Genomic DNA, 14,991 nt, shown 5'->3' with positions numbered 1-14,991 from the left:
TATACAAAAAAATTCTCCTGCTGTGCGCCGGCCGGGCTGAAATATCCCGGAAATCAGCCTTTTACGTGCGAGCGAATACGATTTGGCCCGCGCTGCCCATCATTTCGCCGTTACTCAAGAACGGCACTCCGGCGGGGCGAGATTCGACGCCAGGCTAGGCGCATCGGTGGGTGCCGGTCCGCCACCCGGCGCCGGCAGCGAGGATACCGTTTTACCGCCCGCGAAACATTCCCACGTGAGCGCTCCCGCCTGCACCGCGCCCTTGCTCAGCGCCACGCGCGCAGTCGGCGCGTCCGCATTGTCAGGAACCGATGGCACGAGCGTGAGCGTGTTCGAACCCGCGGGCGCAACTCGCGTCGTGAAGGCGACGGTAATCTGGCCGGTGTCGTCGTCGACCCGGATCGACTCGACATTGCGGGTGGCAGGCGGCGACGCGTAACCGCCACTGAACGCATTGCCGCTCGCAGCGTTTTCAGCCACGGCCAGCCGCGCGGACGCCGCCAGCGAAAGCCCTTCGCCGACGCGGCTGCGCGCCAGATAGTCCTGATACGCGGGAATCGCATAGGCGGCGATCACGCCGACGATTGCCAGCACGATCATCAGTTCGATCAGCGTGAAGCCGGAACAAAGGCGTCGGCAGGCACGCGCCAGCCGCGCAGGCCAGCCCGCCCGGCCGAATCGCGCGCGCGAGGACAGCAAGGACTGGGAGTAAGGGGAATACGGCAAAGTAACGATCATCGGCAGGCTCCTGAAACGAAAAACGCCTGCTCCGCGGATTGGGAACAGGCGTTTCAATCGTAGCCAGCAGCGCTCTCGTCACACAGTCAGCCGAACGGCTAACGTTGCGGCGTGGTCCGGTTCAGCTTCGCAGCGGCGCGTGAGACGCGCTCGCATGGGCGCCGAAGACTCACGCCGCCGCGCGATTGGCATTGCGACGCTTGAGCAGATAACCGAGGATCACGACGAATAACGCACCTGCGATGCTCATGCCGTATTCGGCCCACGGCGTATCGAGGATCGGCCAACGGTCGCCGGCCGGGTCGTTGATGATCAGGCCGCCCGCAATCCAGCCCAGCAACGCGGCGCCGAGTGTGATGACGATCGGGAAGCGATCGAGCAGTTTGAGAACCAGCTGACTGCCCCACACGATCAACGGAATGCTCACCACGAGGCCGAAAATCACCAGCGCGAGACGGTGTTCGGGATCAGCGGACTCGGCCGCGCCCGCAATCGCGATCACGTTGTCGAGGCTCATCACCGCGTCCGCGACAATGATGGTCTTGATCGCCGACATCAGCTTGTCAGCCGGCTTGACGTTTTCATGCGCGTCGTGCGCCGGCGCCATCAGGCGCACACCGATCCACAGCAGCAACAGGCCACCGGCGAACTTCAGCAACGGCACATCGAGCAGCACGACTGCGAACGCGATCAACGCCACACGCAGCACGATTGCGCCTGCCGTCCCCCACAACACGCCCTTCGTGCGCTGCGACGGCGGCAAATTGCGGCAGGCCAGCGCGATCACGACGGCATTATCGCCACCCAGCAGGATGTCGATGACGATGATCTGAATGACAGCGCCCCAATGGAGCGTGGCGAAGAACTCGAGCATGGTTGAAAGAATAAGAAAAAGTCCGGCGCGCGGCCAATAAAAAAGCGGAGGAGTCTACACTCCCCCGCTTTTTGAACCGCACGCTCACGAAAGGGTTTCGTAAGCGTATCAAAAAACACGCCGTGACTGCGCGTGAATTTCGACTTACAGCATTGCCTTCAGAAGACGCGCCATTTCCGACGGGTTCTTCGTGACCTTGATGCCGCACGCGTCCATGATTTCCAGCTTCGCTTCGGCCGTATCCGCACCGCCCGAGATCAGCGCGCCAGCGTGGCCCATGCGCTTGCCCGGAGGCGCCGTGACACCAGCGATGAAGCCGACCACCGGCTTCTTCATGTTGTCCTTGATCCACTCAGCAGCATTGGCTTCGTCCGGACCACCGATCTCGCCGATCATGATGACGGCGTCCGTTTCCGGATCGTCGTTGAACATCTTCATCACGTCGATGTGCTTCAGACCGTTGATCGGGTCGCCGCCGATACCGACTGCCGACGATTGGCCGAGGCCGATCGCCGTCAATTGGCCGACTGCTTCGTACGTCAGCGTGCCCGAACGCGACACGACGCCGATGCGGCCCTTGCGGTGGATGTGACCCGGCATGATGCCGATCTTCAGTTCGTCCGGCGTGATCGTACCCGGGCAGTTCGGACCGAGCAGCAGCGTCTTGCGGTTTTCAGCGCGCATACGAGCCTTCAGCTCGATCATGTCACGGACAGGAATGCCTTCCGTGATACAGATCGCCAGATCCAGATCGGCTTCGACCGCTTCCCAGATCGCAGCAGCAGCGCCTGCCGGCGGAACGTAAATCACCGACACGGTTGCGCCCGTTTCAGCCTTGGCTTCAGCGACGCTAGCGTAGATAGGAATACCTTCGAAGTCTTCGCCTGCGCGCTTCGGGTTCACGCCTGCAACGTACGCTTCGCGGCCGTTTGCATATTCACGGCAAGCACGCGTGTGGAACTGGCCGGTCTTGCCGGTGATGCCCTGCGTGATGACCTTGGTGTCTTTGTTAATCAGAATCGACATGTATTGACCTCTGTTCGTTTGGCGTCGCGCCATTGCGCCGCGCGGCAAGGCATTCTTCGCCCGCGCCGCTCATGCGCCATTCACGCGCCGCCATTCGTAATCCTGGTAAACGCGCTCGGGACGAGGCTTACGCCTTGCCCGCAGCGGCCGCGACGACCTTCTGAGCCGCTTCTTCCATGCTGTCTGCCGCAATGATCGGCAGGCCGGATTCAGCGAGCATCTTCTTGCCGAGGTCTTCGTTCGTGCCCTTCATGCGGACCACGAGCGGCACCTTCAGCGAGACGGCCTTCGACGCCGCGATCACGCCTTCCGCGATCACGTCGCAGCGCATGATGCCGCCGAAAATGTTGACCAGAATCGCGGTCAGGTTCGGGTTCTTCAGCATGATCTTGAACGCTTCCGTGACCTTCTCGGTCGTGGCGCCACCGCCCACGTCCAGGAAGTTCGCCGGTTCGCCGCCGAACAGCTTGATGGTGTCCATCGTTGCCATTGCGAGGCCGGCGCCGTTCACGAGGCAGCCAATGTTGCCGTCGAGCGAGATGTACGCGAGGTCGAACTTCGAGGCTTCGACTTCAGCCGGATCTTCTTCGTCCAGATCGCGATACGCGACGATTTCCGGGTGACGGAACAGTGCGTTCGAATCGAAGTTGAACTTGGCGTCCAACGCGATGACCTTGCCGTCGCCGGTCAGGATCAGCGGGTTGATTTCCGCGAGCGATGCGTCGGTTTCCCAGAATGCCTTGTACAGGCCTTGCAGGATCGCGCGCGCTTGCGGCAACGAAGCGGCGGGCACACCGATCTTCGTGGCCAGTTCGTCGGCTTCAGCGTCTTTCAGACCGGTTGCCGGGTCGACAGCGATCTTGTGGATCAGCTCAGGCGTCTTTTCCGCGACTTCTTCGACGTCCATGCCGCCTTCGCTCGATGCCATCACGACGATCTTCTGCGACACGCGATCGATCACGAGGCCGACATACAGTTCCTTCTTGATGTCAGCGCCTTCTTCGATCAGCAGACGATTCACCTTCTGGCCTTCCGGGCCGGTCTGGTGCGTGACGAGCTGCATGCCGAGGATCTGTTCCGAGTACTCGCGAACCTGATCCAGCGACTTGGCGACCTTCACGCCGCCGCCCTTGCCACGGCCACCCGCATGGATCTGAGCCTTCACGACCCATACCGGGCCGCCGAGCTCTTCCGCGGCCTTGACCGCATCATCCACCGAGAAGACCGGCTTGCCGCGCGGTACCGCGACGCCGAATTTCCGCAGGATTTCCTTACCCTGGTACTCGTGAATCTTCATGCGTGATTCCCTTCAGTCTGAGAGTTGGATTGAACTTCGTTTCCGCTGCCGTCGTTCATGCCGGACGCGTTGCCGCCCTCGCCTGCCTGGCGGACTGCCCCGTCGCCTGACGATGCCGCGCGATCCGCTGTATACGGAGCGCGGCCATACCAGCGCGGATAAAACTGCTGCACCGCCTCGCCGTCGAAACGCAGCGCGTGGCAGCGTCCCAGCTGGAATGGCGGTTTGTCGTTGGAATGCTCGCCTGTGCTGTTAGACGATTCGCCCCCTGAACCCGCGTTCGCGCCCGGCGTGCTGTCACCGGTGTTCCACACGTCGCCGGCGAATGCCTGAATCGCGGCGGTCGGCAGGATCGCGCACAACTCGGTGAGATGCGTGCAACCCACCGTGCCGCCGAGCAAACGGGCAGATTCACGACGGAAGTTTTGGCGGAGATTGAGCCCGATGAGGGCACGGTAGGCGGGATTGCTGGCTTGGCACAACCCTGGATAGGGCACCCAGTCGGACGACGCCTCGGCGTCGACGACATTGAGCTTGCGATCGATGGTGATGCGAAGCCAGAGTTCATGGATCGGCTGACCATTGGGCCGGACGCCCGACGCAAGCACCACATCACGCGGTTTTTCGTCGGTCAAGCACGCTTCCACATCCCACAGGCCATCGGCTCGCTCGTAGGCTTCCGCTCTGATTGCGCGACGATGGCGCAACTGACGGGACACTGGCGGGGAGAGCGGCATGCGGGAAGGAAAGGCCGGATTGGAAAACCCATGAATTTTAGCATACTGGGTATTTGAGACAGGTCGGAATGCGCGGCGGCGCGCCACAGGCGGCTGAGCGCGGAAGACGCCGTCCCACCGGGCCTGTACGCGGGGCACAGACCGATGCGGCTAGTCGCCGGCCCACTCCTCGTCGATCCCCTTGAGGATTTTGCCGATCGTGGCGCCCGAAAACCCACGCGAGGCCAGAAAGCGCGCCTGTTTTGCCCGCTCGGCTGGCGTTTCGGGAAGCCGGCCGAATTTCTTGCGCCAGACGGCTTGGGCACGCGCGAGTTCGGTTTCGCGCAATTGCGCACTCGCCTCTTCGACGAGCATCTGGTCGACCGCATGTTGCTTCAGTTCGCCGACGATACGGCTCGCACCCAGCCGCGACGAGCGGCGATGGATCAGGCTTTCGGCGAAGCGCGAATCGGACAGCCAGTTTTCGGCTTCGAGCGAATCGAGCAAAGTATCGAGCGAATCGGTTTCCTCGACGAACGGCTTCAGCTTGCGCGCGAGTTCGGTGCGGCTGTATTCGCGGCGGGACAAATAGCCGAGCGCGCGCCCTTTCAGCGACCGTGCCGGACGTTGGGATTTTTTGGCTTCGTCTTGCCCGGGTTTCGCCTCACCTGGAACGCGACGCGAGCGGGTGTAGGTGGTCTCGGAGGGATCCGAGCCGGATGGCGGGGAGGATTCAAACTGAGCGCGCTGTGGGCTACGGCCCGCAGCGCGATCGTGTGCGTCGAACGATTCGAATGGATCGAACGACTCGTTGTCTTCATCACGCGGGCCGTCCGCGTGGCGTCCGGTATCGGACAACGGCCGGCCCTTGCGTATCACGTGATGGTTACTCTTCTTCGTCTGCGACTTCTGCGCCTGCGCCGGTCACCGCTTCAGCCATGGCATTCACGCCCAGCGACTCACGGATACGGTTTTCGATCTCGCGAGCGATATCCGGATTTTCGCGCAGGAATTCACGCGCGTTGTCCTTGCCCTGACCAATACGTTCGCCGCTGTAGCTGTACCACGCGCCGGCCTTGTCGACGATCTTGGCCTGCACGCCCAGGTCGATGATTTCGCCCTGACGCGAGATGCCTTCGCCGTACAGAATGTCGAAAATTGCTTCCCTGAACGGTGGCGACACCTTGTTCTTGACAACCTTCACGCGCGTTTCGTTGCCGATCACTTCGTCGTTCTTCTTGATCGAACCGATACGGCGAATGTCCAGACGCACCGACGCGTAGAACTTCAGCGCGTTACCGCCCGTGGTGGTTTCCGGATTGCCGAACATCACGCCGATCTTCATGCGGATCTGGTTGATGAAGATGACGAGGCAGTTCGTGCGCTTGATCGTGCCGGTGAGCTTGCGCAGCGCCTGCGACATGAGACGCGCTTGCAGACCCGGCAGCGAGTCGCCCATTTCACCTTCGATTTCAGCCTTCGGCACGAGTGCCGCGACCGAGTCGATCACGATCATGTCGATCGAGCCCGAACGCACCAGTGCGTCCGCAATTTCGAGCGCCTGTTCACCTGTGTCCGGCTGCGACACCAGCAGGTCGTTCACGTTCACGCCGAGTTTGCCCGCGTACTGGATGTCCAGCGCGTGTTCCGCGTCGATAAAGGCCGCCGTGCCGCCGATCTTCTGCATTTCGGCAATGACTTGCAGCGTCAGCGTGGTTTTACCGGACGATTCCGGGCCATAAATTTCGACCACACGGCCACGCGGCAAACCGCCGACGCCCAACGCGATGTCGAGGCCGAGCGATCCGGTTGAAACCACCTGGATGTCTTCGACTACCTCACCTGCGCCGAGCCGCATGACCGACCCTTTGCCGAACTGCTTTTCGATCTGCGCGAGTGCGGCAGCGAGTGCCTTGCTCTTTTCAGCAGTCAGTCCAGCCGAGCCTTTCTTGCTTTCTTCCATGAATCGTCCTTTGCTATGATGAACGGCGTCTGAGGCAGATGTGCAGGTCACTTTTGAAGGACAGCACACGAAACTCAGACACTGTATAAAAAAACAGTAGTTTTGGCAAGCGCGATTCTCATGCGAACACGCATTTTTACCGTCGCGCCAACCCACTACCCACAATAATTTTCGGAGACCGCTGTGCGCCGGGGGACATCCCACGGTGCCGGCAAGGCCAGGCTGGCGCACCATGCGAATTCTGATTGCCGAAGACGACAGCATACTCGCGGACGGTCTGGTTCGATCACTCCGCCAATCGGCCTATGCCGTCGACCACGTGAAGACCGGCGTCGAGGCCGACACCGCGCTGTCCATGCAAACTTTCGACCTGCTGATCCTCGATCTGGGCCTGCCGCGCATGTCCGGGCTGGAGGTGTTGCGCCGCCTGCGCGCGCGCAACTCCAATATGCCGGTGCTGATTCTGACCGCCGCGGACAGCGTCGACGAACGCGTCAAGGGTCTCGACCTCGGCGCCGACGATTACATGGCGAAGCCCTTCGCGCTGAACGAACTCGAGGCACGCGTGCGCGCCTTGACGCGGCGTGGCGCGGGCGGCGGCCCGACGGTCGTGCGGCACGGATCGCTGTCGTTCGATCAGGTCGGCCGGATCGCCTACATCAACGAGCAGGTGATCGACCTGTCCGCGCGCGAGCTGGGATTGCTCGAAGTGCTGCTGCAACGGATCGGCCGGCTGGTCTCGAAGGAACAGCTCGTCGATCACCTGTGCGAATGGGGCGAGGAAGTCAGCAACAACGCCATCGAGGTCTACGTACACCGCCTGCGCAAGAAAATCGAGCCGAGCGGCGTGCGCATCATCACCGTACGCGGGCTGGGCTACTGCCTCGAGAAAGCGGCTGCGCCGGCTAACGCGAGCACCAACGCCATGAGCACGTCCCCGCCCGCCGAGCCTGAACCGCCCGCCTCGCCGTCGTCCGGCTCGATGCCGGCGAGCCACCACTACAAATAGAAGACGCCCATGTCCGCACGCGCAGACCGCGCTACGGCGCACGCGGCGGACCTCGACGAGGCGCGCGACGAGCGCTACGCCAACCCGTTCGCCCCGCCCGACGAAACCGAAGCCGCCGCCGAAGCACGCCCGCGCTCGCTGTTCGGCGAGATTCTAGACTGGATGCTGGCGCCGCTTCTGCTGCTTTGGCCGATGAGCCTCGCCGTCACGTATCTGGTCGCCAAGTCGATCGCGAACGGCCCGTTCGACCGCGCGCTCGAAACCGACGCTTACGTGCTCGCCCGCCAGATCCATCCGGTCAACGGCGTGGCCGAGCTATCGCTGCCCGATTCCACTCGCGATTTTCTGCGCACCGACAATGTGGACAGCGTGTTCTACCAGGTGCTCGGCACGCGCGGCGAACTCGTGGGCGGCGAGCGCGATATGCCGCTGCCGCACGAGGAAGACCGGCCGCAGCCGGGTCTCGTCGAATTCCGTGACGACGTGCTGCGCGGCAACGACATTCGCGTCGCCTACACCACGGTCGAGTTTCCGCAGACGCCGGGTGCGCAGCCGGTACTGGTGCAGGTCGCCGAGACGCTCGACAAACGCAGCCAGCTCGCCAACGACATCATCAAGGGCGTGATCCTGCCGCAGTTCGTGATTCTGCCGCTCGCGATCCTGCTCGTGTGGTTCGGCCTCTCGCGCGGCCTCGCGCCGCTGCACGCGCTGCAGGCGCATATCCGCGCGCGCCGCCCGGACGATCTTTCGCCGCTCGAAGCGCGCCGCGCGCCGCCCGAAATCGAGCCGCTCGTCACCTCGTTCAACGATCTGCTGACGCGCCTCGAACAGAACATGGAGCTGCAAAAGCGCTTTATCGCCGACGCCGCGCATCAAATGAAAACGCCGCTTGCCGGCCTGCGCACCCAGGCCGAACTGGCACTGCGCCAGGACGCCTCCGCCGAAGTTCACCGCTCGCTCGAACAGATCGCCACCAGTTCGGAGCACGCCGCACGGCTCGTCACGCAGTTGCTGGCGCTGGCGCGCGCGGAGAACCGCATGTCGGGCCAGATTTTTACGCCGGTCGAAGTGACGGAAGTGGCGCGCAGCGCGGTGCGCGACTGGGTTCAGGCCGCGCTCGCAAAGGAGATGGATCTCGGCTACGAGGGGCCAGACGAGCTCGTCGAAGTCGACGGCAATCCGGTCATGCTGCGCGAAATGCTGTCGAATCTGATCGACAACGCCATCCGCTATACGCCGCCGGGCGGGCGCATCACCGTCAGGGTGCGGCATGATGCGCCGGCCCGCCTCGTCCATCTGGAAGTCGAGGATACGGGGCTCGGCATTCCGGTCGCCGAGCGTTCGCGGGTGATCGAGCGCTTCTACCGGATTCTCGGCCGAGAAGGCGACGGCAGCGGCCTCGGGCTCGCGATCGTGCGCGAGATAGCGACCATGCACGGCGGCGAGCTGACGATCGACGATAACGTGTATCAAACCTCGCCGCGGCTTGCCGGGACGCTCGTACGTGTCAGCTTGCACATTCACGAGCGGGACGGGACTTACCCTAACGCCTCCTGAAAGCGCACACGCGCTATCTCAATATTAAGAAACGTTGACTGTGCATTGCGCGATTTTGAATATTAATTGACGCGCGTTGAATGAAATCGCGCTGCACGCCGCAAGCTGCGATTTCACCTCCCCACGTCAGTACACCGTAAGTTTCCACTCCAATAATCGGTTTCACGGGAACGCCGTTACCGGCGGACCGCGTGCATATCAATATTGGAGACGACATATGGCTACCGTTGGCGGGCAAATCTCGCACGTGCCGATGACGAGTGAAGAGAAACGGGTGATCTTCGCATCGTCGCTGGGTACGGTTTTCGAGTGGTACGACTTCTATCTGGCCGGCTCGCTCGCGGCCTTCATCAGCAAGAGCTTCTTCTCCGGCGTCAATCCGACGGCCGCCTTCATCTTCACGCTACTCAGCTTCGCCGCCGGCTTCGCGGTCCGGCCGTTCGGCGCGATCGTGTTCGGGCGGCTCGGCGATCTGGTTGGGCGCAAGTACACGTTCCTCGTGACGATCGTGATCATGGGCCTGTCGACGTTCCTCGTCGGCTTTCTGCCGGGCTACGCATCGATCGGTATCGCCGCGCCGGTGATCTTCGTCGCCATGCGGATGCTGCAAGGTCTGGCGCTCGGCGGCGAGTACGGCGGTGCCGCCACGTACGTGGCCGAACACGCGCCGGCGGGTCGCCGCGGCTTCTACACGGCCTGGATCCAGACGACTGCTACCCTCGGCCTGTTCCTGTCGCTGCTGGTGATTCTCGGCGTGCGCACGGCAATGGGCGAAGAAGCGTTCGGCGACTGGGGCTGGCGCATTCCGTTTGTCGCGTCGATCCTCCTGCTGGGCGTGTCGGTGTGGATTCGTCTGCAACTGCATGAATCGCCGGTGTTCGAGCGCATCAAGGCAGAAGGCAAGACCTCCAAGGCGCCGCTGACCGAAGCTTTCGGCCAGTGGAAAAACCTGAAGATCGTGATTCTCGCGCTGATCGGCCTGACCGCCGGCCAGGCGGTGGTCTGGTACACGGGCCAGTTCTACACGCTGTTCTTCCTGACGCAGACGCTGAAGGTGGACGGCAGCAGCGCCAACATCATGATCGCGATCGCGCTTCTGATCGGCACGCCGTTCTTCCTGTTCTTCGGCTCGCTGTCGGATCGTATCGGCCGCAAGCCGATCATCATGGCCGGCCTGCTGATCGCCGCGTGCACGTACTTCCCGCTGTTCAAGGCGCTGACGCACTACACCAACCCGGCGCTGGAAACTGCAACCGCGAAGGCGCCGATCGTCGTGATTGCGAATCCGGACGAGTGCTCGTTCCAGTTCAACCCGGTCGGCACCTCGAAGTTCACGAGTTCCTGCGACATCGCCAAGAGCGCGCTCTCGAAGGCCGGCCTGAACTACGAGAACGTCGCCGCGCCGGCTGGCACGCTGGCGGAGATCAAGGTCGGCGATACGGTGATCAACACGTATGACGGCAAGGCCGCCGACGCCAAGGATCAAGGCAAGGCGTTCGACAAGACGCTCGCGACGACGCTGAAGACCGCGGGTTATCCGCCGAAGGCCGATCCCTCGCAGATCAACTGGCCGATGAGCGTGGTGATCCTGACGATCATGATGATCTACGTGACGATGGTCTACGGCCCGATCGCGGCGATGCTGGTGGAGATGTTCCCCACGCGCATTCGCTATACGTCGATGTCGCTGCCGTATCACATCGGCAACGGCTGGTTCGGCGGCTTCCTGCCGGCGACCGCGTTCGCGATCGTGGCGGCGAAGGGCAATATCTTTTCGGGACTGTGGTATCCGATCGTGATCGCGCTCGTTACCTTCGTGATCGGCATGCTGTTCGTCAAGGAAACCAAGGACTCGGACATCTACGCGAAGGACTGAAACGCCTGATAGCCGCGGCAACTTGAAAAAGTTGTGCGCCGGGGGTTGACAGCCTCCGGCGGCGTCCGCATAATCTCGCTTCTTTCGGCGAATTAGCTCAGTTGGTTAGAGCGACGGAATCATAATCCGCAGGTCCGGGGTTCGAGTCCCTGATTCGCCACCAGTTGCAAGAAAAAGCCGCTGATCCGCAAGGTTCAGCGGCTTTTTTGTTTTGGCTTTCCAAACTGCAACTACAGCAACTTCAAGGAGGTTTCTTGATGACGTTCCGCACCGCCACACTTGCCGTGGCCACCGCTTCCATCGTGCTTCTCGGCGGCGCTGCCGCGTCGGCCGTTCAGGCCCAGACCCCGTCCGACAGCCAATGGCGCACGAGCGCGACCACGCTATCCACGCTGCTGCAGAACGGCTACAAAATCGTCGCTGTCGTGAACGGCGCTCAAGGCAGCGCCGGCCTGGCCGACACGATTTTCGTCCAGCGCGATCAGAGCGCCTTCAAATGCTTCGACCCGCAGCAGCCTGACGCGAAAACGAAAACGTCTGTCGCGCCGCCTGCCTGCTTCGAACTGGTTCCGCCGTCTGGAGCGACGGGGACTCCCGAGTCGAAGTAGCCGTCGCGCGGGGCAACCGCATGCCTCGCACGGCCGTCGTGCGGGAAAACGCAATGACCTGATTCATGTGGCGCCCCTGATCGCGGGGCGATCGCGACGCGGGCGCCACCGCCCGACCAGGGCACCGCTCCGTTGCGCCATGTCGTGCATCCGCGCGACGATCGGGTCGAACGGCTCGGTGCCGCGCGTCGCGGATCCCTCGATCGAGCCGCGATATCAATGCATCACCGGTCCACCAACCGGCTCAGATTGCCCCGCACCCGCTGCAACAGGGCGATCAACTGCTTCGCTTCTTCATCGGTGAAACCGCTCAGCGCTTCGAGCGCAACTTCGTCGCCGACCTTGCGCGCCCGGCCGAGGGTGCGCTCGGCCTTCGGCGTCATGCGGACCTGCCGTTCGCGGCGGTCCTGCGGGTTGGCGATCCGCTCGATCCAGCCACCCTCTTCCATGCGGTCGAGCAGACGGCCCGCCGATATCGGTGCGACCTCGAGCAGGTCAGCAAGCCGAGCCTGATTGGTGTCGCCGTAATGCGCGAGATAGGCGAGTACGCGACATTGCGCGCGCGTCAGGTCGACTGAGGACTTCGCAAGGTCGTCGAAACGCTTGCCGGTCAGACGGCCGACGTCGGAAATCAGAAAGCCGAAGCGCTCATCGAGTTGGGTTTTCATGGGCGGATTATACGAAAGGCCGCCGTTTTTCAGCGCTGAAGCCCGCGCAATTCAGGCTCCGCATAATTCCCGATGGCGCGCACTTGCGCAACCGATATACTAAGCATGCTTACTATATCGACGATCCTCGCTCATTCATGTCTTCCAATACCCCGGCGGCAAACACCGCCGCGCCGCTCAACCGATCGATGATCACCATTTCGATCATGCTGGCGACGCTGATCCAGACGCTCGACAGCACGATCGCCAACGTGGCGCTGCCGCACATGCAGGGCACGCTGTCCGCGTCGCAGGATGAGATCACGTGGGTGCTGACTTCGTACATCGTCGCCGCCGCGATCGCCACACCGCTCACGGGCTGGCTCTCGGACCGGTTGAGCGTCAAGCGGTTGCTGATCGTCGCGATCGGCGGCTTCACGGTGTCGTCGGCACTGTGCGGATTGTCGGAGACGCTCACGCAGATCGTGGCGTCGCGCTTGTTGCAAGGCGTTTTCGGCGCGTCGCTGGTGCCGTTGTCGCAGTCCATCCTGCTCGATATCAACCCGCGCGAAAAGCAGGGCCAAGCCATGGCTGTGTGGGGCATGGGCGTGATGGTCGGACCGATTCTCGGGCCGACGCTCGGCGGCTGGCTCACCGACAGCTACAACTGGCGCTGGGTGTTTTTCATCAACGTGCCGATCGGCGCGTTCGCGTTGTTCGGCGTGGCGACCTTCCTGCCTTCGCGCGAGCCGAAGCACGACGTGAAGTTCGATGCGTTCGGCTTCGCCACACTTGGTCTTGCCATCGGCGCATTGCAAGCCATGCTCGATCGGGGCGAGCAACTCGATTGGTTCGGCTCGAACGAAATCGTCATCGAAGCGCTACTCGCCGCGATCAGCTTCGCGTTCTTTCTCGTGCATACGGCAACGGTCGGCAAGAAGTCGTTCTTCAAGTATGAGCTGCTGAGGGATCCGAACTTCGCCACCGGCACGTTCTTTATCTTCGTGATCGGCGCGGTGATGTATGCAACGCGCGCCTTGCTGCCGCCCATGTTGCAAAACCTGATGAACTATCCGGTCGCGACCACCGGGCTCGTCACGGCGCCGAGCGGCGCCGGCACGATGGTCGCCATGCTGTTCGCCGGGCGGCTGCTGAAGCGGATCGACGCGCGGATCTTGCTACTCGCCGGCTTCCTGATCTCGGCGTTCGCGCTGTGGCAGATGATGCATTACACGATCGTGCTGTCGGCGTCGGATATCGTCTGGCCTGGCGTGATTCAAGGTTTCGGCCTCGGCCTCGTGTTCGTGCCGCTGAGCGCTTTGACCTTCTCGACGCTCACTCCCGAACTGCGCGCGGACGGCACCGCAACGTACAGCCTGATGCGCAATATAGGCAGCAGCATCGGCATTTCGATCGTGCAGACGCTGATGACCCGCAACACGCAGGTCTCGCACGCCGACCTTGCGGCCAATATCTCGGCGTTCAATCCAGCGGTCCAGCCCATGCTCAATAGCGGCTCGAACTACGACATGGCCGCGCTGAACGTCTCGATCACCCAGCAAGCGTCGATGATCGCGTATCTGAACGACTTCAAGCTGATGTTCATGGCGACGCTGCTGGTCATTCCGCTCCTGCTGCTGATTCGCCCGTCGCACAGGGCGCCGGATGCGTCGGTGGCGCACGCCGCGATGGATTGAGGCGCGGCGGCTGGCATGTCGCCGCGAGTCCGGCGGGCTCCGAACCGGCAACCGAGGAACGTTATGGCGCGGCCGCTGAACCATCACCGCCGCGCGACCCTACATGCAGCGCCGCGGGCCGCCTAGGCCTCGATCCGCGCGCGTGTCACACCTAACAGTCCCGCCATCGCCGCGCGCGCCGCGGCGGCATCGCGATCACGAATCGCTTCGAATACCGCCGTGTGCTCGGCCAGCGATGCATTGAACACGTCCGCGCGTTTTGCATTCAGACGCAGTTGCGCTTCGAGCGTGCGCTCGATCAGCGTACCGAGCGGAATCAGCAACTCATTGCTGCACGCAATCAGCACGCTCAAATGAAACTGCAGATCGGCGCGCACCCATTCGTCGACATTGCGCGCGGACACCATGGCCGCATGAGCCGCCGCGAGTGCGTGGAAGGTGACGTCCGTGTGCGAGTCCGCCGCGAGGCCCGCAGCATACGGCTCGATCATCTCGCGCATTTCCTGCAGCTTGAGTGCGAACGCCATCGGCTCGGCGACCCGCGAGTACCAGTCGAGCACGTCGACATCGAGCAGGTTCCACGCATGTTTCGGACGCACGCGCGTGCCCACGCGCGGACGTGATTCGATCAAGCCCTTCGAAGTGAGCGTGCGCAACGCCTCGCGCAACACCGTGCGACTCACGCCGAAGGTCTCCATCAACTCCGCTTCGCGCGGCAGGATCGAATCGGGCGCGTAATCTCCGCGCAGAATCGCGGTGGCCAGCAGATGGGCCACACGCCCATGCAGATCATGCTGAATAGCTTTCTCCCAGCGGCCTTGCGGCGCTATCGATATTGGAACTGAGCCCGGAAAAGAGCGCGATTATCGGGTATCTCCACCTTGATATCACCTGCTTCGGCTACGTCGTGTCGAGGCGGGGTCTCTCCACTATCTGGCGAATAGTACTATTAATAGTACTTAAATGCGCTTTTGTTGTAGCAT

At 62.6% G+C, this 14,991-nt stretch carries 14 protein-coding genes and 1 tRNA gene; 6 read left to right on the top strand and 9 right to left on the bottom strand.

Features of this window, described 5'->3' with window-relative positions; all coding sequences use genetic code 11:
• Positions 1 to 114: 114 nt before the first annotated feature.
• From AC57B1_RS33315 to recA, 7 genes are all read right to left on the bottom strand, one after another.
• Positions 115 to 738 carry a pilin gene (locus AC57B1_RS33315; RefSeq protein ID WP_408351647.1) on the bottom strand — a complete coding sequence of 208 codons (624 nt, stop codon included), beginning with the start codon at positions 736 to 738 and terminating at the stop codon, positions 115 to 117.
• 169 nt (positions 739 to 907) lie between these two features.
• Positions 908 to 1,612, bottom strand: coding sequence for a TerC family protein (locus AC57B1_RS33310; RefSeq protein ID WP_408351650.1), 705 nt, complete (start codon positions 1,610 to 1,612; stop codon positions 908 to 910).
• A gap of 144 nt (positions 1,613 to 1,756) precedes the next feature.
• A complete protein-coding gene (gene sucD / locus AC57B1_RS33305; RefSeq protein ID WP_091799342.1) occupies positions 1,757 to 2,638 on the bottom strand; it encodes a succinate--CoA ligase subunit alpha in 882 nt (293 codons plus the stop codon).
• A 127-nt stretch (positions 2,639 to 2,765) separates the two neighbouring features.
• On the bottom strand, positions 2,766 to 3,935 hold the full coding sequence (sucC, locus tag AC57B1_RS33300; RefSeq protein ID WP_012434252.1) for an ADP-forming succinate--CoA ligase subunit beta: 1,170 nt from the start codon (positions 3,933 to 3,935) through the stop codon (positions 2,766 to 2,768).
• Positions 3,932 to 4,672 (bottom strand): DUF2889 domain-containing protein, encoded by a 741-nt coding sequence (locus AC57B1_RS33295; RefSeq protein WP_091799338.1) that lies wholly within the window; start codon positions 4,670 to 4,672, stop codon positions 3,932 to 3,934. Before AC57B1_RS33295 ends, sucC begins: the two co-directional genes overlap by 4 nt.
• A 150-nt stretch (positions 4,673 to 4,822) precedes the next feature.
• Positions 4,823 to 5,530 carry a recombination regulator RecX gene (gene recX / locus AC57B1_RS33290; RefSeq protein WP_408351653.1) on the bottom strand — a complete coding sequence of 236 codons (708 nt, stop codon included), beginning with the start codon at positions 5,528 to 5,530 and terminating at the stop codon, positions 4,823 to 4,825.
• Positions 5,531 to 5,537: 7 nt separating this feature from the next.
• Positions 5,538 to 6,614 carry a recombinase RecA gene (gene recA, locus AC57B1_RS33285; protein WP_042321135.1) on the bottom strand — a complete coding sequence of 359 codons (1,077 nt, stop codon included), beginning with the start codon at positions 6,612 to 6,614 and terminating at the stop codon, positions 5,538 to 5,540.
• Positions 6,615 to 6,846: 232 nt separating this feature from the next.
• Here recA and AC57B1_RS33280 point away from each other — a divergent pair, with 232 nt between their 5' ends.
• From AC57B1_RS33280 to AC57B1_RS33260, 5 genes are all read left to right on the top strand, one after another.
• Positions 6,847 to 7,623, top strand: a complete 777-nt coding sequence (locus AC57B1_RS33280) for a response regulator (protein ID WP_496419856.1) — start codon at positions 6,847 to 6,849, stop codon at positions 7,621 to 7,623.
• Between the two features lie 9 nt (positions 7,624 to 7,632).
• Positions 7,633 to 9,180, top strand: coding sequence for a sensor histidine kinase (locus AC57B1_RS33275; RefSeq protein WP_408351656.1), 1,548 nt, complete (start codon positions 7,633 to 7,635; stop codon positions 9,178 to 9,180).
• Positions 9,181 to 9,397: 217 nt separating this feature from the next.
• A complete protein-coding gene (locus AC57B1_RS33270; protein WP_408351659.1) occupies positions 9,398 to 11,056 on the top strand; it encodes an MFS transporter in 1,659 nt (552 codons plus the stop codon).
• An 86-nt stretch (positions 11,057 to 11,142) separates the two neighbouring features.
• Positions 11,143 to 11,219 (top strand) — tRNA-Met (locus AC57B1_RS33265).
• 94 nt (positions 11,220 to 11,313) lie between these two features.
• The gene (locus AC57B1_RS33260; protein WP_091799322.1) at positions 11,314 to 11,664 is read left to right on the top strand and encodes a hypothetical protein; all 351 of its coding nucleotides are present in this window, start codon (positions 11,314 to 11,316) and stop codon (positions 11,662 to 11,664) included.
• A 224-nt stretch (positions 11,665 to 11,888) separates the two neighbouring features.
• Here AC57B1_RS33260 and AC57B1_RS33255 read toward each other — a convergent pair whose 3' ends face one another.
• Positions 11,889 to 12,332: a MarR family winged helix-turn-helix transcriptional regulator gene (locus tag AC57B1_RS33255; protein WP_091799318.1), complete on the bottom strand. Its 444-nt coding sequence runs from the start codon at positions 12,330 to 12,332 to the stop codon at positions 11,889 to 11,891.
• Between the two features lie 137 nt (positions 12,333 to 12,469).
• On the opposite strand from AC57B1_RS33255, the gene AC57B1_RS33250 reads away from it, so the two are divergent.
• Entirely contained in the window at positions 12,470 to 14,008 is a 1,539-nt protein-coding gene (locus AC57B1_RS33250) for a DHA2 family efflux MFS transporter permease subunit (protein ID WP_496419855.1), read from the top strand.
• A gap of 122 nt (positions 14,009 to 14,130) precedes the next feature.
• Here the strand turns inward: AC57B1_RS33250 and AC57B1_RS33245 are convergent, their stop codons facing one another.
• On the bottom strand, positions 14,131 to 14,808 hold the full coding sequence (locus AC57B1_RS33245; protein WP_408296469.1) for a FadR/GntR family transcriptional regulator: 678 nt from the start codon (positions 14,806 to 14,808) through the stop codon (positions 14,131 to 14,133).
• Positions 14,809 to 14,991 lie beyond the last annotated feature (183 nt).

Source organism: Paraburkholderia sp. BGA-UO-ETr-F21, assembly GCF_059567925.1.
Note: the sequence above shows the minus strand (reverse complement) of the source record. Positions and strands in the feature narration are given on the sequence as shown.